21 protein-coding genes are annotated in these 17,405 nt (G+C 35.9%); 13 read left to right on the plus strand and 8 right to left on the minus strand.

What is annotated here, in order from left to right; all coding sequences use genetic code 11:
- Positions 1 to 169: 169 nt before the first annotated feature.
- Positions 170 to 1,048 (minus strand): cupin-like domain-containing protein, encoded by an 879-nt coding sequence (locus AC5YGG_RS02235; RefSeq protein WP_496142782.1) that lies wholly within the window; start codon positions 1,046 to 1,048, stop codon positions 170 to 172.
- Between the two features lie 219 nt (positions 1,049 to 1,267).
- On the opposite strand from AC5YGG_RS02235, the gene AC5YGG_RS02240 reads away from it, so the two are divergent.
- The 10 genes from AC5YGG_RS02240 (at position 1,268) to AC5YGG_RS02285 (ending at position 9,803) form a co-directional block, all read left to right on the plus strand.
- Positions 1,268 to 2,164, plus strand: a complete 897-nt coding sequence (locus AC5YGG_RS02240; protein WP_496142783.1) for a bestrophin family protein — start codon at positions 1,268 to 1,270, stop codon at positions 2,162 to 2,164.
- Between the two features lie 237 nt (positions 2,165 to 2,401).
- Complete coding sequence (locus AC5YGG_RS02245) at positions 2,402 to 2,932, plus strand: RNA methyltransferase (protein ID WP_496142784.1); 531 nt, start codon at positions 2,402 to 2,404, stop codon at positions 2,930 to 2,932.
- 187 nt (positions 2,933 to 3,119) lie between these two features.
- Entirely contained in the window at positions 3,120 to 3,773 is a 654-nt protein-coding gene (locus tag AC5YGG_RS02250) for a CBS domain-containing protein (protein ID WP_496142785.1), read from the plus strand.
- A gap of 1 nt (position 3,774) precedes the next feature.
- Positions 3,775 to 4,641 carry an NAD kinase gene (locus AC5YGG_RS02255; RefSeq protein ID WP_496142786.1) on the plus strand — a complete coding sequence of 289 codons (867 nt, stop codon included), beginning with the start codon at positions 3,775 to 3,777 and terminating at the stop codon, positions 4,639 to 4,641.
- A gap of 69 nt (positions 4,642 to 4,710) precedes the next feature.
- Positions 4,711 to 5,781 carry a class II fructose-bisphosphate aldolase gene (gene fbaA / locus AC5YGG_RS02260; protein ID WP_496142787.1) on the plus strand — a complete coding sequence of 357 codons (1,071 nt, stop codon included), beginning with the start codon at positions 4,711 to 4,713 and terminating at the stop codon, positions 5,779 to 5,781.
- Positions 5,782 to 5,871: 90 nt separating this feature from the next.
- Positions 5,872 to 6,726 (plus strand): acetyl-CoA carboxylase, carboxyltransferase subunit beta, encoded by an 855-nt coding sequence (accD, locus tag AC5YGG_RS02265; RefSeq protein WP_123944458.1) that lies wholly within the window; start codon positions 5,872 to 5,874, stop codon positions 6,724 to 6,726.
- Positions 6,727 to 6,781: 55 nt separating this feature from the next.
- Positions 6,782 to 7,291, plus strand: coding sequence for a DUF6973 domain-containing protein (locus AC5YGG_RS02270; protein ID WP_496142788.1), 510 nt, complete (start codon positions 6,782 to 6,784; stop codon positions 7,289 to 7,291).
- Positions 7,292 to 7,524: 233 nt separating this feature from the next.
- Positions 7,525 to 8,928 (plus strand): nucleoside recognition domain-containing protein, encoded by a 1,404-nt coding sequence (locus tag AC5YGG_RS02275; protein ID WP_496142789.1) that lies wholly within the window; start codon positions 7,525 to 7,527, stop codon positions 8,926 to 8,928.
- A 52-nt stretch (positions 8,929 to 8,980) separates the two neighbouring features.
- Positions 8,981 to 9,346, plus strand: coding sequence for a four helix bundle protein (locus AC5YGG_RS02280; protein WP_496142790.1), 366 nt, complete (start codon positions 8,981 to 8,983; stop codon positions 9,344 to 9,346).
- A gap of 64 nt (positions 9,347 to 9,410) precedes the next feature.
- Complete coding sequence (locus tag AC5YGG_RS02285) at positions 9,411 to 9,803, plus strand: hypothetical protein (RefSeq protein WP_496142791.1); 393 nt, start codon at positions 9,411 to 9,413, stop codon at positions 9,801 to 9,803.
- Between the two features lie 14 nt (positions 9,804 to 9,817).
- On the opposite strand, the gene AC5YGG_RS02290 is transcribed toward AC5YGG_RS02285, so the two are convergent.
- The 4 genes from AC5YGG_RS02290 to AC5YGG_RS02305 form a co-directional block, all read right to left on the minus strand.
- On the minus strand, positions 9,818 to 10,708 hold the full coding sequence (locus AC5YGG_RS02290; protein ID WP_496142792.1) for a ferric siderophore ABC transporter substrate-binding protein: 891 nt from the start codon (positions 10,706 to 10,708) through the stop codon (positions 9,818 to 9,820).
- 23 nt (positions 10,709 to 10,731) lie between these two features.
- Positions 10,732 to 11,130 carry an ExbD/TolR family protein gene (locus AC5YGG_RS02295; protein ID WP_065395584.1) on the minus strand — a complete coding sequence of 133 codons (399 nt, stop codon included), beginning with the start codon at positions 11,128 to 11,130 and terminating at the stop codon, positions 10,732 to 10,734.
- A gap of 94 nt (positions 11,131 to 11,224) precedes the next feature.
- Positions 11,225 to 11,929 carry a MotA/TolQ/ExbB proton channel family protein gene (locus AC5YGG_RS02300; protein WP_065395583.1) on the minus strand — a complete coding sequence of 235 codons (705 nt, stop codon included), beginning with the start codon at positions 11,927 to 11,929 and terminating at the stop codon, positions 11,225 to 11,227.
- 176 nt (positions 11,930 to 12,105) lie between these two features.
- On the minus strand, positions 12,106 to 12,567 hold the full coding sequence (locus tag AC5YGG_RS02305) for a hypothetical protein (RefSeq protein WP_496142793.1): 462 nt from the start codon (positions 12,565 to 12,567) through the stop codon (positions 12,106 to 12,108).
- Between the two features lie 169 nt (positions 12,568 to 12,736).
- On the opposite strand from AC5YGG_RS02305, the gene AC5YGG_RS02310 reads away from it, so the two are divergent.
- Positions 12,737 to 14,533, plus strand: a complete 1,797-nt coding sequence (locus AC5YGG_RS02310; RefSeq protein WP_496142794.1) for a DUF885 domain-containing protein — start codon at positions 12,737 to 12,739, stop codon at positions 14,531 to 14,533.
- A 68-nt stretch (positions 14,534 to 14,601) separates the two neighbouring features.
- Positions 14,602 to 15,048, plus strand: a complete 447-nt coding sequence (locus tag AC5YGG_RS02315; protein ID WP_496142795.1) for a DinB family protein — start codon at positions 14,602 to 14,604, stop codon at positions 15,046 to 15,048.
- A 53-nt stretch (positions 15,049 to 15,101) separates the two neighbouring features.
- Here AC5YGG_RS02315 and AC5YGG_RS02320 read toward each other — a convergent pair whose 3' ends face one another.
- The gene (locus AC5YGG_RS02320) at positions 15,102 to 15,722 is read right to left on the minus strand and encodes an endonuclease III domain-containing protein (RefSeq protein ID WP_496142796.1); all 621 of its coding nucleotides are present in this window, start codon (positions 15,720 to 15,722) and stop codon (positions 15,102 to 15,104) included.
- A 33-nt stretch (positions 15,723 to 15,755) separates the two neighbouring features.
- Between AC5YGG_RS02320 and bcp the strand changes: the two genes are divergently transcribed.
- Positions 15,756 to 16,205, plus strand: coding sequence for a thioredoxin-dependent thiol peroxidase (gene bcp, locus AC5YGG_RS02325; protein WP_496142797.1), 450 nt, complete (start codon positions 15,756 to 15,758; stop codon positions 16,203 to 16,205).
- A 56-nt stretch (positions 16,206 to 16,261) separates the two neighbouring features.
- On the opposite strand, the gene AC5YGG_RS02330 is transcribed toward bcp, so the two are convergent.
- Both AC5YGG_RS02330 and AC5YGG_RS02335 read right to left on the minus strand, forming a co-directional pair.
- Positions 16,262 to 16,795: a GNAT family N-acetyltransferase gene (locus tag AC5YGG_RS02330; protein ID WP_496142798.1), complete on the minus strand. Its 534-nt coding sequence runs from the start codon at positions 16,793 to 16,795 to the stop codon at positions 16,262 to 16,264.
- Complete coding sequence (locus tag AC5YGG_RS02335) at positions 16,764 to 17,384, minus strand: hypothetical protein (RefSeq protein WP_496142799.1); 621 nt, start codon at positions 17,382 to 17,384, stop codon at positions 16,764 to 16,766. The genes AC5YGG_RS02330 and AC5YGG_RS02335 overlap by 32 nt, the downstream gene beginning before the upstream one ends.
- Positions 17,385 to 17,405: the final 21 nt, after the last annotated feature.

Consider the following 17,405-nt stretch of genomic DNA (forward strand, 5'->3'; position numbering starts at 1 on the left):
TCTACCTATCATATATACATCTGTTAAGTATATAAGAGATTCTTGCATCGCCAGAATGATAAGGATGCAACATTGGATATAAAAGTTAAAGATTTTCAATGAAAGGCTGGTACTTAATTATCGGCAAAAATAACCTCCATCTTCCCGCTTCCATCTTCCATCCTATAGATCACTTCCCTTTCTGTAAATGCTTTTCCAAAGCTTCTGAACTTTTCTTATATGCCCATTTTTGTTTGTAGTCTACCCATTTTGCTTTAAAAAGTTTACGCATAAGCTTATCTGTATATCTCATGATAAAAACATGGTACAGCATATTGGCAAATACATTGGGTTTATTGGGAAGAGCTCTTAATGATAAAGAGAAACCAGGCTCAAGATACCTGTTGAAATGCCAAAACGCCCCGGGAATAAAAAGCGCATCGCCATGTTCCATAAAAATTTCATATCCTTTTGCATATTTGAGTGCAGGAAATTTTTCATAATCCGGGTTTTCATAATCCAGATCGTAGATGGTATGAACGGATAACGGGACTTTATATAAAAACGGTGACTGCTTCTGATCAAATAATAAAATTCTCTTTTTACCCTCAAAATGAATGTGCATAAAATCCCCAAGATCCACATCATAATGCATCAGAACATGCGCCTCACTTCCTCCGAAGAATAAAGTAGGAAGCCTTTTGAAAAACTTCATTCCCAGATCAGGATACGTAAAGTTTTTAAGCAGTTCCGGAAGCCTATCTGTAATAATATAAAAGAAAATACGTAAATCTGAAGGCTTACTTTTGATGGTATCAATATAATCCCTCATCTTCATATTCGCAACGGGAGCATCAGAACTTTTAGCAGCATCAGCAGGTTTATTATCATACAGCGGAACATCCTGATCTCCTGCTTTTTCGCGGATATAAGCAAGATTCCATTGATCAAAAGCATCCCAACGGCTTGCAAAATTCTTAATCAGAAGAGGCTTCTGTTTTCTGAAATAATTTTTCTGAAAATCTTCTTTACTGATATCATTGACTACATCTACGTTTTCGAGGATCATGTAATTTGTATTTAATGCGAAATAAAAATAATATTTTTTTTGAAAATTGGAATAATTAAGATAAAAAAGGTTGGAAGCCGAAAGAAGGAGGCTGGAAGTTACTGTTTGCCTAAAACCTCTATTCATCATCTTAATAAAAGTTTTTCATGAAAACTTAAATCGTTTCTAGAACTTCAATAGCTTCGCACTTCCTTACTTTAATATGAAAAATTTATATTTGTGGTATTAAGTGAATTTATGAGAGTCTACAATACCAAGCATTTCCTTAAAATCCTTTTCAGTCTTCACAAAAGCGATACCCTGAAAATCCTTTTCCCAAGCATGATTCTTGTAGGATTATACTCTTGGGGAATACAATATCTGGAAGTAGAATACTTTCACCTTACTACAAAATCGGGGATCAGTAATGTGGGGATGATTCATTCCTTATTAGGATTTGTCCTTTCTTTATTATTGGTATTCCGCACCAATACTGCATATGACAGGTGGTGGGAAGGAAGAAAGCTTTGGGGCAAACTGGTAAACGACACCCGAAATTTTGCCATAAAAATCAATACAATTCTTGGAGAAAACCGTCAGGATGCAGAACAGATCTCAAGGTATCTGAAATATTTTCCTCATTTTTTAGCTAAGCATCTTTCTAAAGAATCAACCCGTCTGGCATTGGATGAAGACTATTCTGAGATTGAAAAAACATTAAAAAATCACGGTCCGAGTGAAATCATCATTCTTCTGACTCATAAGCTTAATCAATTAAAAAAAGACGGCAAAATCACAGAAATTGAAATGCTGTATCTGGATACCCAGCTTTCCGGCTTTCTTGAAGTCTGTGGAGGATGTGAAAGAATCAAAAATACACCAATTCCCTATTCTTACTCATCATTTATCAAGAAATTTATCATTCTGTATGTCTTTGCTTTACCTATCGCTTATGTAATTACAATTGGTCTTTTCATGATTCCTCTTACCGTTTTTGTTTACTATGTTTTAATGAGTCTTGAACTGATTGCTGAAGAAATAGAGGATCCATTTAATAATGATGAGAATGATATTCCAATGGAAACATTAGCCCAGAATATTGAGAAAAATGTTCATCAGATCATGAGCAAAAAATAAAATGCAATAGATTGAAAGGAATTACTTTTCTTAGAATATTTTAAGCTAAAGTATAAGTATTTTACTATTTTTGATATAACGTAACATAAAATCGACTTGTCATTAAAAAATGGAAGACATTTTATCCATCAGGCAGGTTACAGTGTGAACATAATTTGTCAATGGCAAATGAAATGGCAGCAGAATCCATAGAAAAGTCTTTAAAGGCAGAAAAATTAATCTCAACAAAATAATACATTGGTACAGAAACTAAAATTAGAAGAACTTAACAGAATAGATGTAGAAACATTTAAGAAAGTTGAAAAAATTCCGTTGGTCATCATTTTAGATAATATCAGAAGTATGCACAATGTAGGTGCAGCCTTCAGAACGGCAGATGCCTTTTTAATTGAAAAGATCATCCTATGCGGAATTACGCCACAACCTCCTCATAGAGAAATCCACAAAGCAGCTTTGGGAGCAACTGAAAGTGTAGACTGGTCCCACGAAACAGACACCAATAATGCGATTTCTGACCTGAAAAGTAAAGGATATGAAATTATAGGAATTGAACAGACTACGGACAGCCAGATGATTACCAATTTCGTCATCGACAGATCAAAAAAGTATGCTCTTATTTTAGGGAATGAAGTAGAAGGAATCAGTGATGAAGTACTGCCTAATATCGATGTATTTTTGGAAATTCCACAGCTTGGGACAAAGCATTCTCTTAATGTAAGCGTGTGCGGCGGAATAGTGATGTGGGAATTCGCAAAAGCCCTAAAATAAAAAAACTGCATATGTCCTTAGTAGACAGTGCAGTTTGAAATAAATCTAATAAAAAGTAAAAATGAAAGGCGACAAAGGTACTTTTTTTTTCTTTACAAACAAATTTTGACGGCACTTTTTTCGTTTTAACTTAAAAAAAATCGTGTTTTCAGAAACAGTTTCATTTAATTTTTTATAAATTAGCACAATGTTTATCAAGGACTATATCTCAAAAGATTTCCCATGTTTTAGCCTGTCGGATTCAATAGAGTCGGCAAGAAATACATTGGAGGACTTCGGATATTCTCATATTTTCATCAAAAAATCCCATCACTTTTACGGAGCCCTTGCCAAAGATTTCCTATACGAAGAAGATGGAGGAACTTTGAAGGAACTTGAGCATCAGATTGAGCGGTTTGCCATTCTGGAAGATAATAATATTATGGATAGTATCCGCCTGTTTTATACTTTCAGCTCCAATGTGATCCCTGTGATCAATAAGAATGAAAAATATCTGGGCTATATTACCTGTGAAGACATTTTCCAGGACCTTTCCCGTTATCCTTTATTTTCAGAATCCGGAGCTATTCTTACTGTAGAAACTCCTGCAAGAAAATATTCCATGACGGAAATCGCGAATATTGTTGAAGGTAACAATTCTAAGTTTTATGGCGGTTTTATAAGCTTTATGTCTGATGAAGTTATCCATGTTACCATAAAGATCGGCAATGAAAATCTAGCCTCGATAGACGCAACTTTTGAACGGTATGATTACAGAATTGTAGAAAAATACTATTCTGATGAGAGAACCGATCTGTTCAAGGACCGATTCGGTTTTTTCCAAAAATTCATAGAAATATAACATGAAGGCAGCTATCTATTCTCAGAAAAAAGATCTTGATACTTTTTTATATTTAAGCAAGTTTATCTCTGAACTTGAAACCAGAGGTGTAAAATCTGTTCTGTACGATGAAATGGCTGAAGCACTTCAGTTTTCAAAAATTTTCGAAACATTCAACAATAAACAGGACCTTTTGGACAAGGAAGTAGATCTGTTCTTTACTTTTGGTGGAGACGGAACTATTGTAAATTCTTTAACTTTCATTGAAGATCTTGAGATTCCCGTAGTTGGTGTCAATACCGGAAGACTTGGATTCTTAGCCTTTTTTACGAAAGAAGAAGCTTTTAAAGAACTCGATTCTATTTTAAAAGGTGACGTAAAAACCAGCCGACGTTCGGTAATTGAAGTCGTTTCTCCAAATCTGGAGGGATCCTTTCCTTACGCATTGAATGATATAACGATTTCCAGAAAAGAAACAACATCTATGATTACGGTAGATTCCTATATTAATGATGAGTTTCTGAATGTATTCTGGGGAGACGGGGTTATTATCTCAACGCCAACAGGATCTACAGCCTACTCTTTAAGCTGTGGCGGTCCTATTATTTCTCCAAACAACGAAAACTTCGTCATCACCCCTATTGCACCTCACAATCTGAATGTGAGACCTTTAGTTGTAAATGATAAAGTTGAAATAAAGTTCAGAGTCGAAAGCCGTGTACCACAATACTCTCTTTCTTTAGACTCCAGACTGATCCATATTGAAACCGATAAGGAAATCATCATCCGAAAAGCCGATTTTCAGCTTCTTCTGGTACAGCCCAACAATTTGAGTTTCTACGAAACCATCCGTCAGAAGCTACTTTGGGGACGAGACAAAAGAAATTAATGATTTCTTAAAAATGATTACCTTTACACGAAATTAAACACCTAATAAATTTATAATAAAAAGTAAAACATGAGCAGAATTTTTCCGGCAGGAGTTGCCACAGGTCAGTTAGTTACTGATATTTTTCAGTATGCTAAAGAAAACAAATTTGCATTACCGGCAGTAAACGTAATTGGATCAAGCAACGTAAATGCTACGATGGAAACTGCAGCGAAATTAAACTCACCCGTAATTATTCAGTTTTCAAACGGAGGTGCTGCTTTCAATGCAGGGAAAGGATTAAGCAATGACGGACAAAAGTCTGCAATCTTAGGAGCTATTGCCGGAGCAAAACATATTCATACTCTTGCAGAAGCTTACGGAGCAACAGTAATTCTTCACACAGACCACTGTGCAAAGAAATTACTTCCTTGGATCGATGGATTAATGGATGCTAACGAAGAATTCTTCAAGCAAACAGGAAAATCCCTTTACTCTTCTCACATGCTGGATCTTTCTGAAGAATCTTTAGAAGAAAACCTTGAGATTTCAGCTCAATATTTCGAAAGAATGGCTAAACTTCAGATGACTCTTGAAGTAGAAATCGGAGTTACAGGTGGTGAAGAAGATGGTGTTGACAACTCAGACGTTGATAACTCTAAACTATATACTCAGCCTGAAGATGTAGCTTATACTTATGAAAAATTAAAAGCTATTTCTGACAACTTTACTATTGCTGCGGCATTCGGTAACGTACACGGAGTTTATAAGCCAGGAAATGTGGTTCTTACCCCAAAAATCCTTGACAACTCTCAGAAATATGTTCAGGAAAAATTCGGAACTGCTGATAAGCCAATTAACTTTGTATTCCACGGAGGTTCTGGATCTACTCTGGAAGAAATCAGAGAGGCAATTGACTATGGAGTAATCAAAATGAATATCGATACAGACCTTCAGTTTGCATACACAGAAGGGGTAAGAGATTATATGGTAAACAATATTGATTATTTAAGAGCTCAAATCGGAAACCCTGAAGGAGAAGAAAAACCTAACAAGAAATTCTATGACCCAAGAGTTTGGGTAAGAAAAGGTGAAGATACTTTCTCTACAAGATTGGTACAAGCATTTGAAGATTTAAATAACGTAAATACTTTAAAATAAGAACTGTACATTTGTATCAATGTAAAAAGTATTCCTAAAGAGTGCATTTACATTGATACATTTTACATTTATACATTAATACAATTAAAAATGGCATTCGACTGGTTTAAAAGAAAAGCAAAAAACATTACCACTTCTACTGATGAGAAAAAGGACGTTCCCAAAGGACTTTGGCATCAGACTCCATCCGGAAAAGTTGTGGAACATGATGAATTAAAGAGAAATAACTACGTTTCTCCTGAAGACGGGTTTCATGTGAGAATAGGAAGTGCGGAATTTTTTGACATCCTTTTTGACGGTGGTAAATTTACCGAACTGGATGCCAATGTTGAAAGTATTGATATTTTAAACTTTAAGGATACAAAACCTTATAAAGATCGTTTAAAAGAAGTAAAAGCAAAAACTAAGCTTACAGATTCCATCAGAAATGCTGTAGGAACTGTAAAAGGAACTGAAATGGTAGTTTCTTGTATGGACTTTGCTTTTATTGGCGGATCTTTAGGCTCTGTTATGGGTGAAAAAATCAGAAGAGCAGTAGATTATTGTATCAAGCACAAACTTCCGTACATGATTATCTGTCAGTCCGGAGGAGCAAGAATGCAGGAAGCTACGTATTCTTTGATGCAATTAGCTAAGGTACAGGCTAAATTGGCTCAGCTTTCAGAAGCTGGTCTTTTATATATCGCTTATCTTTGTGACCCTACTTTTGGAGGAATCACAGCTTCTTTCGCGATGACTGCCGATATCATCATGGCTGAACCGAAAGCTCTTATTGGGTTTGCAGGACCAAGAGTAATTCGTGAAACCATTGGTAGAGACTTACCTGAAGGATTCCAGACTTCTGAATTCTTACAGGAAAAAGGATTTGTTGACTTTATTGTAAAGAGAACAGAAATTCAGGATACTGTTGCTAAAACGGTTAATTTATTAGCTGTAAAAGCATAATCCCTGTAATTAAAACGATACAATCTCTCTCTAATTGGGGAGAGATTTTTTATTTATGAGAACTTTTAAGATTTTTTTCAATACCATCAGAAGTATGAGCTTTAAGAAGATCATGCGTCTTATGTCGCTGGTTCTTCCCCACCCCCTTTTTGCTCTACTCAGTTTTCATGCCACCGTGAAAGCATTTACGATTGCACAGACAAAATTTCCTGCTACAGCATCCAATAACGGAATAGGAAATGCCTTCAGACACGCGCTTTGGTGCTGTTTTATTATGATGTACTGCTGCAAAGTTTCTTCGCCGGAAAAAGCATTAGATTTTTGCAAAAGAATGACAGATCTCCACGAAGAACTGTTTCCCAATAAACCGCTGGAAACTAAAATGGATCTTCACAATAATAAGTTGGGAATGGATTATTTCATGGAGCTTTTGCCTGGAATTCATCGCCAATTCTTTGAAAAAAGCTTTTTTGTAGACGGATTGGTCAAAAAAATGGATGATGCTAAAGTGTTAAAAAATCTGGATGATGATTTTGAAGGACACCTTGTTTATCTTGAAGAGTAAGTTCCTCTTTATTTCAACCACAAAGCAACAAAAGAATTAAACACTTAAGCTTTATAAAGTAGATAAAATGCCGTTGAGAAGAGCACTTAAGCTTTTAAAATCTTTGAATTTTATCGTATGTGAACTTTTTATGTTATATTATTTTAAACTTATTTAAGTGGATAAAATAAAATCTTTTGTGACTTTTGCAGTTTAAAGTATTTTTGATAAGTTTAAACAATTAAATCAATCGAATGGTTCTCAGCAGAATTTGGTCGGCTTTCATTATCATTGCCATTGCCATTGCCAGTATAAAATACATTTCTTCAAGCAATTACAAAACAATTTTCAATGACATGGTTGTTGGGAAAGGTGGTGATACGGTGAAAATTGCGTCTCAGCCAATGAACACCCTTACTCCTGTTGTGAAAGACAGCCTGATGAAGAAAAACGACTTTGCAGACAGCAGAATTCATTATAAAACAGATTCTTTAAAACAAAATGTAGCTGTTTACCGTGTTCAGGAAGCAGACGGAGTAATCGGAACCTCAGAAACTGCAGTAAAAATATGCCTTGGATTAATTGGAATCATGACTTTATTCATGGGATTCATGAGTATTGCTGAAAAAGCTGGCGGAATAAACCTTTTGAGTCGCTTGATACAACCTTTTTTCTCAAAGCTATTTCCTGACATTCCTAAAAATCACCCCGCTTTCGGGCATATGCTGATGAACTTCAGTGCTAATCTTTTGGGACTGGACAATGCCGCGACTCCATTCGGGCTAAAAGCAATGGAAAGCCTTCAGACTTTAAACCCTAATAAAGATACTGCCAGCAATTCACAGATCATGTTCCTCTGTCTCCATGCAGGCGGAATGACTCTTATTCCTGTATCCATCATTGCTATCAGAGCATCAATGGGGTCCAAAACGCCTACTGACATTTTCCTGCCTTGTATGATTGCTACTTTTGCAGCAACACTTGCAGCAATGATCATTGTTTCTTTATATCAGAAGATCAACCTGCTTCGCCCTGTTGTTATCGCTTACGTGGGTGGTATTTCAGCTATTATTGCCTTATTGGTTGTTTATCTTGTACAATTAAGTAAAGATGAACTTGATGATTTCAGTAAGGTGCTAAGTAACGGGCTTATTCTCTTTATTTTTCTTGCCATTGTACTTGGAGCGGTATATAAAAAGATAAACGTTTTTGATGCCTTTATTGAAGGAGCTAAGGAAGGTTTCACTACCTGTGTTAAGATTATCCCTTATCTGGTTGGAATGCTGATCGCTATTTCTCTATTGAGAACGTCCGGTGTTTTTGATGTGATTATTGACGGAATGAAATGGGTTGCGAATGTTGCTAGTATGGACCCAAGATTTGTTGATGGTTTACCAACTGCTTTAATCAAGCCTTTATCCGGCTCAGGAGCCAGAGGAATGATGGTAGATACTATGGCAACTTTCGGAGCAGATAGTTTCCAGGGTAAACTTGCTGCGGTCCTTCAAGGAAGTTCAGATACGACGTTTTATGTTATTGCCGTTTATTTTGGAGCTGTAGCTATTAAAAACACGAGATATACGGTAATTGCTATGCTTCTTGCCGATTTGGTAGGTATTATAACTTCTATTGCTTTGGCTTATCTTTTTTTTGCTTAATTTAGTTGTGAGTTGTCTGTTTCTAGTTCTTACCGCTAATAAAAAATGATAGATGAGTTATCATAAACTTGATATTTATAATATTGCTTTTGAATTGTTTATAGAAACACATCAACTGTCAATACAACTACCAAAGTATGAACTTTACGAGCTTGGCAGTCAATTAAGACGTTCAGCAGATTCAGTTGTTACAAATATTGCGGAAGGCTATGGAAGAAATAATTATAAAGGAGATTTTATCAGATTCCTCACGTACTCGCAGGCAAGTTGTGATGAAACTGTATGCCACTTATCAATAATCACAAGACTTTACCCGGAATTAAGCTCAAAATTTAAAGAAAAATCTGAACAATATAACCTATTAGGAGGAAAAATAAATAATTTTATAAAATACGTCCAGTTAAATTGGCGCACATAACCCAACAACTAGCAACTAGCAACTAGCAACTAGCAACTAGCAACTAGCAACAAAATTACCCATTATGATTACCGATAAAGAATTCACCCTAAGACTTATCCGCCAGCTAAGCCAAGCATTAGAGAAACTTATCTTGGATAAACCGGAAGAGAGTTTAATGCAGAAAGAACTTGATTTTGATACCTTAATGAGAGATATTTTCAAAATGAATTTCACGGAAGTATCCTCAATGTCTAAAGAAGATATGATTACTCTGGTAAATGAAAGACAGGAAAGAGACCGTAAAGACTATTATGAAATGCTTGGTAACCTTTTCTACTTTAAAAGCCGAGAAGCTCAGAATAAAGACTTTCAGGATAAGGCAAAAACGTTTTATGAACTGTATCTCCAGACCAGCGGAATATTTGCTCTCCCTGTTATCAACAGAATAAATGAATTAAAAAAAGCACTTGAATAAAGTGCTTTTGTATTTTAGAATGTGATCTTATAAGTTCCGGTGGAAGATACGTTGGCTTTCTCTGCCTTTACATATTTCTTCACCCATGCTACAGAGGTAGATGCTACACAAGGATCTGAAACTCCTCCTGCTCTTCTGGCTGATACTACATTTCCTGCTTTGTCTACGGTATAAGCAACAGTAATAGATCCGCTTGCTGTACAGCTATGAGAAGGTTGTGCTCCCCCTCTGCCCATTGTACCAGGAATATACCCCACCAGCTTTCTGTCGATTCCGACTTTACTGTCACCATTTCCATCTCCTCCTAAAGGATCTCCAGCATTACCAATTCCATCTCCTGTTCCCTGACTTCCGGCTTTGGTTCCTCTTCCTTTAATCAGGTTTCCAATGGCAGCATTTCCTTTGCCATCACCGTTTCCTGTTTTGGAATTAGCTGTAGTTGCACCAGCTTTTTTAGTATTTTTAGAGGCACTTGTACTTGTAGCTTCTTTCTTTTCAGCTTTTTTAGCTTCTTCTTTCTTAGGAACTGTATTTTTGGAGTTATTTCCTGTAATAACCTTTTCCTTCACTTCAACTTTCTTTGGTTCAGGTAGGGGAGCCGGTTCCGGTTTTACAACAGTTTTTGTTTCTGGCGTAGCTACTTCCACAGGTTCAGGTGTTACCTCTTCTGTAGCCGCAGCTAAGCTTCCCGATTGTTCAGCAGGCTCTTCTACACCGTTTCCATTCCTGTTATCTCCGAAGTTCACTAGCATTGTGGTAACAACTTCGGGTTCTTTATCCAGTTCGGGTTTTAATTTATAATAAAAAACAAAAAGCAAAATAGCACACCAGATCAGAATAGAAAGTAAGGCACTCTTTATTCTGTCTTTGTTTTCTTCGTTTTTGTTTGCAGTATAGCTTCTCATCTAAAAATGATTCTTACTATTTATTATTTATCCTTAACGGTTGCTATCGCAATGTTAAACTTATGCTTTTCCGCGATTTCCATTGCGAAAACTACATCTTTGTGCATGGTATTCTCGTCAGCTCTGATCGTGAAAGATTTATTGGTCTGATTGGTCAATTTATCTACAATAATCTGTTCCAATTCTCCTTTATTCACAGGATTATCATCTACAAAGTAAGATCCGTCCGGCTTAATACTTACGATGACAGGATTGGGAATATTATCATCCACAGCTCCGGCTTTCGGCAGATTCACGTCAATAGCACTCTGATTGGCAGCTGAAGATGTGATCATGAAGAAGATCAGCATCAACAGGATAACGTCCGTCATCGCTGCTAAACTGAATTCTGGATTTGCTTTATTTCTTCTTTGAATTTTCATCTGTTTATTCTATTATTTTTAGTGGTCAGATGGAATCGCTCCAATAATAACTCCCTACGAAGAACTTTTCTAAAAGCGATTTCATACCAAAGATTTATAAAGGTTTATTGATAAGATCTAAAAATTCTCCTGACATATTCTGTGCCTTCAATACAAACTTGTCAATTCTTGTTAAAAGAATATTGTAACAGAAATTCGCAGGAATTGCCACTGCAAGACCTACCGCCGTTTGTCCTAATGCAGTATAAATACCTTCAGAAAGTGTTTTTGGAGAGAAAGAGCCTGTAGCATGAGATAGATTAAAGAATGCAATAATCATCCCGATTACGGTTCCTAAAAGTCCTAACATTGGTGCAATACTTGGAACTACCGCCAAAAGGTTCAGGTTTTTCTCCATATTAGCAACTTCTACCTGTGCCTGAGATTCCATAGCGCTTACAATATCAGAAACGGGACGCCCAAGTCGTGAAATTCCTTTTTCCAGGATTCTTCCTTCCGGAGAGTTTTGTGTTTTACAATAGTCAGCCGCAGCTTCTATCTTCCCTTCTTTGATAAAGTCTTCAATATTATTCATGAAGTTTGAATCTGTCTTTGAGGTAAGTCTTTTAATAAAGAAAAACCTTTCAAAAAACAAATACAGTGAAAATACACCAAGTAATAATACGGTCACCATCACTATTTTAGCGAAAGCTCCTCCGTGGAACATGATTTTCCAAAATGAAAATTCTAAATTGTCTGCGGCAACTGCAGGTGTAGTAATTTGTGCAAATAAAATCTGAGAAAGTTCCGTTAACAGCATTAAATGTGAATTTTATTAAAGTTTCAACGACAAATGTAGTGGAATATTATGAATTGCTCTCTTAAAAATTGCTTAAAAACAACTTAAATTTTGTTAGAATTACCAAACAGCAAATATCTTTCCAAAAAGAATTTTGAAAAGATATTCGATTTTATAAAAAAGGTGGGAGACTGTTCTTAGTCTTCGTCTACCTCAATATCATCCTGTCTGAATTCACACTTTAACCTAAAAGGAATCGGCGTATCTGATCCTGTGTAGAAATCGTCAATGGTTCCCTTCCAGATGACCTGAAGCTCGCCTTCTTCGTTTTTCTCAAAAAGGAGCTCATTATCATAGATGTAAGCATCTTCGTCATCGAAAAGGTCTACTTCCGTATAGGTTTCTTCGTCAGAGTCATTGATTTTGATTGTTTTCCCTTCTATTTCCGTAGATTCAATAGGGAAATCGAAAACTTCAAGTGAAAGCTGAGGAAAGTTGTACTGTAATGAATCATCATCCACGTGATCCAAACTGTCATCCGTGATAATTTCAACCTCTAAAAAATGTTGCTGGTTGCTGTAAACTGCTTTACAATAAGTATTTCTAATATTGTATTTTAGCGTTTCGTCCGGATGGTAAATTTTTAAAATCCCTTTCATTTTTCCTTAAAAAAGAACTGTAATAATATGATTGTTAAACGTTTTAGACAAAGATAAAAAATTGATTTAATGTGAAAAGGATTTTGAAAATTATTTTTTAAAATCAATACTTTCAATGGGTATGAATCATTCAATAATACTTACTTTTGTTATCATAAAGATTCTGAAAATGAAAAGTATTATATCGAAAAGTATTCTGGGAATAGGATTAATGATCGGTCTTGCCTCATGCAAAAAATCCGATTCTCCCCTTACCAAGGTTACTCCTACCAACCTGGATTCTATTGCATCTAATTATTATGAGCAGTACCTTAAACTTTATCCTTTAGATGCTACAGCTCAGGGAGATCTAAGATACAATGATCAATTACCCATCAATATTGACAAAGATTTCATATCAGGAGAGATTGCTTTTTATAATTCTGTACAAAAGCAATTGGAAAATGTAGACTATAAAACTCTTTCTGATGAAGATAAAGTGGTATATGACGTGCTTGATTATACTTTAAAAGATAAAATTGAAGCTTATGCCTATCATCCGGAATACATTCCTTTCACGCAGTTCGGAGGTCTGCCTTTAAATTTCCCATTATATGGAAGCGGACAGGGAAGCCAGCCTTTCAAAACTGAAAAAGACTACAATGATTGGCTGAAAAGAATGGAGAAGTTTCCGGAATGGATGGATGCGGCTATAGAAAATTTCCGTGAAGGAATTAACAATAAAATAGTTCTTCCTAAGAAACTGGTTGTGAAAATGATTCCTCAAATGAAAGCTGAGGAGATCACAACTTCGGATATGGAAAAAAATATTTTCTACGGACCTATTAAGAGCTTTCCAAAAAGTTTTACCCAGGCTCAAAAGGATAAATTTTCAGCGCTTTACAAAGACGCTATCACGAAAAAAATCATTCCGGCATATACTAAAATGGGTGCTTTCCTGGAAAAAGAATATTTACCAAAAGGGCGCGATACCGATGGATACAACAGCCTTCCCAATGGAAATGAAATCTACAGCTATTATGTAAAAAGCTGGACATCTACAAAGAAATCTCCTGACGAAATCAATAAAATTGGATTGCAGCAAGTAGCAATGCTTCGTGCAGAGATGGAAAAAGTAAAGCAGCAGGTAGGTTTCAAAGGAACGCTGGAAGAGTTTATCACATTTGTAAAAACTGATCCAAAGGCGATGACTTATAAGTCTTCTCAGGAAGTTTTAGCTGGATTCAACAGGATTCTTACCAAGATCACGCCGAAGTTGAAAACGATGTTTAATGTTACTCCAAAAACAAAATTCGAGATCAGACAGACAGAGAAATTCAGAGAAGCGAGTGCTAGTGCGGAATATATTCCCGGAACACCTGATGGGAAAAGAGCCGGAATTTTCTATGTTCCTCTTCCTGACCCTACTAAATTTAATGTAACTTCAGGAATGGAGTCGCTTTTCTTACATGAAGCAATTCCTGGGCATCATTATCAGGTTTCTTTACAACAGGAAAATACAAAGCTTCCAAAGTTCATGAGATTCGGATGGTTTGGCGCTTATGGTGAAGGATGGGCGCATTATTGTGAGACTTTAGGACCTGAATTTGGATTATATACCGATCCTTATCAAAACATGGGGTATTTGAGTGATCAGATGCTGAGAGCGGTAAGATTGGTTGTAGATACAGGTCTACATACCGGAAAAATGACAAGAGAGGAAGCCATCAAGTATTTCCTAAGCAATATTTCTTATGATGAAGGAGCTGCTGTAGCTGAAGTAGAACGATATATGGCAATGCCGGGACAGGCTTTAGGATATAAAATAGGTTCTCTAAGAATCCGGGAACTAAGAGAAAAGTATCAGAAAGAACTTGGAAATAAATTCAACCTGGCAAGCTTCCATGATGAAGTATTAAGCCAAGGATGTCTGCCATTGGATGTTTTGAACAGAAAGATGGAGCTTTGGGCAAAAAAACAAAAATAGTATATAATTAAAATGGGGCATTTTGTCCCATTTTTTATTGAATAAACCTACCACAAAAAACAAACCACATGATAATAGACTCATTGAAAGCTCTTTATAGCAGAGATTTAAATAAATTAAAAATGGAAATCGAAGCTTACCAGAACGAAGAACATCTTTGGAAGACCGATAAAAATATATCCAATTCCGCAGGAAATCTATGCCTACATCTGGTTGGGAATCTCAATCATTTCATAGGGGCACAGCTGGGAAATACCGGTTATATTAGAGATCGTGAGCTGGAATTCTCATTAAAAAATGTTTCAAGAGCTGAACTGATTACAAAAGTGGAAGCTACCGCAGCCATGATTGATTCTGTTCTTTCTCAATTATCTGAACAAGATCTGAAAAACGAATATCCTCTCGTGGTTTTTGAAAGCAAAATGACCACAGATTATTTCCTGATTCACCTGATTGCGCATCTAGATTATCATCTGGGGCAGATTAATTATCACAGAAGGTTATTGGATTGCTAAATAAGAAAAGCACCATGTCAAGGTTTAAAATTTTGACATGGTGCTTTTTTTTATCATTTCTCAAACATCATTTTGGTAATAAAGTCTTTCTCTCCCTTTCCTCTCGCCGGAGAATACTCTCTTCCATAGAAAATAATCTGAAGGTGAAGCTTGTTCCAAACATCTTCCGGAAATAATTTCTTTGCATCCTTTTCTGTTTCCACTACATTTTTTCCTGAAGTAAGCTTCCACTGTGTCATCAGACGATGAATATGGGTATCTACAGGAAAAGCAGGAAACCCGAATCCCTGGCTCATCACTACCGAAGCTGTCTTATGCCCCACACCCGGAAGCGCCTCTAATTCTTCATAAGTCTGAGGAACGATGCCATTATGCCTTTCCAATAACAGTTCAGCCATTCTCTTTAGGTTTTTGGCTTTCGTATTGGACAATCCTATTTCTTTAATCAGTTCTTTAATCTGAAATTCCTCAAGCTTTGCCATTCTCTGCGGCGTTCCTGCTACTTCGAAAAGATTTGGGGTAACTTCATTTACTTTTTTATCCGTGGTTTGTGCGGAAAGCGCTACAGCAACCATTAATGTATATGGATCAGTATGATCCAACGGAATAGGTGTAGTGGGATACAATTTATCCAATTCTCTCTGAACGAGTTCGGCTCTTTGCTTTTTTGTCATTTTACCCTTAAATTTGAACAAAAATAAATCATTATGCTGAAAGTTGGAGATAAATTACCTGAATTTGAAGGTCACAATCAAGACGGAGAAACAGTAACCTCATCACAATTAATCGGGAAAAAGCTGGTTGTTTTCTTTTATCCGCAAGCCAGTACTCCGACATGTACGGTGGAAGCATGCAATTTGAGTGATAACTATTCAATGCTTGAAAAAGAAGGATTTCAACTATTGGGAGTGAGTGGAGATTCTATAAAAAAACAGAAAAATTTCCACAGTAAATTTGCTTTTCCTTATGACCTTATCGCTGATGAAAGCAAGGATATTATTGAAAAATTCGGTGTTTGGAAAGAGAAAAAAACATTCGGTAAAACCTATATGGGAATTGTAAGAACTACTTTTATCTTTGATGAAAACGGTATCTGTACTAGAGTTATTGAAAAAGTGACTTCTAAAACAGCTGCTGAACAGATTCTTGAAGGATAGTTTTAAGGATAAAGAAAAATCCACAAATAGTCTTTGTGGATTTTTTTATTGTAATATTATTCTGTTTCGTAATAATTAAGCTCTTCATCTTCACCAGGAAGAGTTACATGCTTTTTAAACTTTAAGCCTAACTTTTCAATCAATTTTTGCGAACCAATATTATCTTTTGAAATAATAGCTGAAATTTTAGACAATCCAAACTCGTCCATACCAATAGATTTCACTTTTTGAGCAGCTTCAAAGGCATAGCCTTTTCCTTCAAACTCCTCCAATAAAGAGTACCCGATATCTACGACATCAAGACCTTCTCTTTCAAAGATTCCCACAGCTCCTATTTTTTCGTTGCCTTCCTTCGTTATCAAAAGATAGTTTCCGTATCCAATTCTTTCAATCTGTGGAGCAAATCTGTTCAGAATATATTTTTCTGCATCTTCAATGCTATTCACATTTCTGTTACCAATATGTTGAATAAATTTCGGTCTGTTATAGAGATCAAAAAGAAATTCTCGGTCTTCAGCAGACATGGGACGAAGTATTAAGCGTTCAGTTTCATATGTATTATCTGCGTTTTGGTGTTTTTTTAGGCTCATCTTTTTTAGGTTCTTCTTTTTTCTCGACTTTTAGAAGTCTTGGGTTATTAGCACATTTTTTATTATAAAGCTCAATATATGTTCCATTATCCTTTACATTAGTTACAAGCCCTACCGATTTATTTACCGTCAGCGTGTAATGTGTTTTTTGATAAGGGCATTCTTTTGAAGTTACTTTTCCAAGATCCAGATAGTAATTCGACTGATCTTCGTGGTAATTTCCGGCAAGATCCTTGAATTCTTCATCCACCATATATCCGTCTGCTGCTAATATTATCGCTGCTTCCTGAGGATTATCAATCTTTCCTACGAATTTCTTAAGCGCTTCTACATCTATAATATAATTGATTTTTCCACCTAAAGAATAAGCGATATAATAAAAGCTATCCTCGCTTGGAAACAAATTGAATCCAGAGAACTGCGGGGTATAATTTAATTTACTGCCTGAAGTTTTTATCTCCTCTCCTTTTCCGTAATTATTGTATACTAAAACCCATGAATCTACTCTGTCATCAGGGTTTATTTTTTGTAAAATATTCGGAATACTTGAAAATTTCTTTTTCTCCTGAGCATTGCCCAGAGTTGACAAAAATAAAAGTATAAGAGTTGT

This window comes from Chryseobacterium sp. CS2K3 (assembly GCF_059515185.1).

Coding starts and splice junctions, on each gene's coding strand:
- AC5YGG_RS02305 (WP_496142793.1), bottom strand. CDS start 12,567: ATGAAAGGGATTTTAAAAATTTACCATCCGGACGAAACGCTAAAATAC.
- AC5YGG_RS02320 (WP_496142796.1), bottom strand. CDS start 15,722: ATGACAAAAAAGCAAAGAGCCGAACTCGTTCAGAGAGAATTGGATAAA.
- AC5YGG_RS02280 (WP_496142790.1), top strand. CDS start 8,981: ATGAGTTATCATAAACTTGATATTTATAATATTGCTTTTGAATTGTTT.
- AC5YGG_RS02255 (WP_496142786.1), top strand. CDS start 3,775: ATGAAGGCAGCTATCTATTCTCAGAAAAAAGATCTTGATACTTTTTTA.
- AC5YGG_RS02330 (WP_496142798.1), bottom strand. CDS start 16,795: ATGAGCCTAAAAAAACACCAAAACGCAGATAATACATATGAAACTGAA.
- accD (WP_123944458.1), top strand. CDS start 5,872: ATGGCATTCGACTGGTTTAAAAGAAAAGCAAAAAACATTACCACTTCT.
- AC5YGG_RS02275 (WP_496142789.1), top strand. CDS start 7,525: ATGGTTCTCAGCAGAATTTGGTCGGCTTTCATTATCATTGCCATTGCC.
- AC5YGG_RS02290 (WP_496142792.1), bottom strand. CDS start 10,708: ATGAGAAGCTATACTGCAAACAAAAACGAAGAAAACAAAGACAGAATA.
- AC5YGG_RS02285 (WP_496142791.1), top strand. CDS start 9,411: ATGATTACCGATAAAGAATTCACCCTAAGACTTATCCGCCAGCTAAGC.
- AC5YGG_RS02250 (WP_496142785.1), top strand. CDS start 3,120: ATGTTTATCAAGGACTATATCTCAAAAGATTTCCCATGTTTTAGCCTG.
- AC5YGG_RS02300 (WP_065395583.1), bottom strand. CDS start 11,929: ATGCTGTTAACGGAACTTTCTCAGATTTTATTTGCACAAATTACTACA.
- AC5YGG_RS02235 (WP_496142782.1), bottom strand. CDS start 1,048: ATGATCCTCGAAAACGTAGATGTAGTCAATGATATCAGTAAAGAAGAT.
- AC5YGG_RS02295 (WP_065395584.1), bottom strand. CDS start 11,130: ATGAAAATTCAAAGAAGAAATAAAGCAAATCCAGAATTCAGTTTAGCA.
- fbaA (WP_496142787.1), top strand. CDS start 4,711: ATGAGCAGAATTTTTCCGGCAGGAGTTGCCACAGGTCAGTTAGTTACT.
- bcp (WP_496142797.1), top strand. CDS start 15,756: ATGCTGAAAGTTGGAGATAAATTACCTGAATTTGAAGGTCACAATCAA.
- AC5YGG_RS02315 (WP_496142795.1), top strand. CDS start 14,602: ATGATAATAGACTCATTGAAAGCTCTTTATAGCAGAGATTTAAATAAA.
- AC5YGG_RS02310 (WP_496142794.1), top strand. CDS start 12,737: ATGAAAAGTATTATATCGAAAAGTATTCTGGGAATAGGATTAATGATC.
- AC5YGG_RS02270 (WP_496142788.1), top strand. CDS start 6,782: ATGAGAACTTTTAAGATTTTTTTCAATACCATCAGAAGTATGAGCTTT.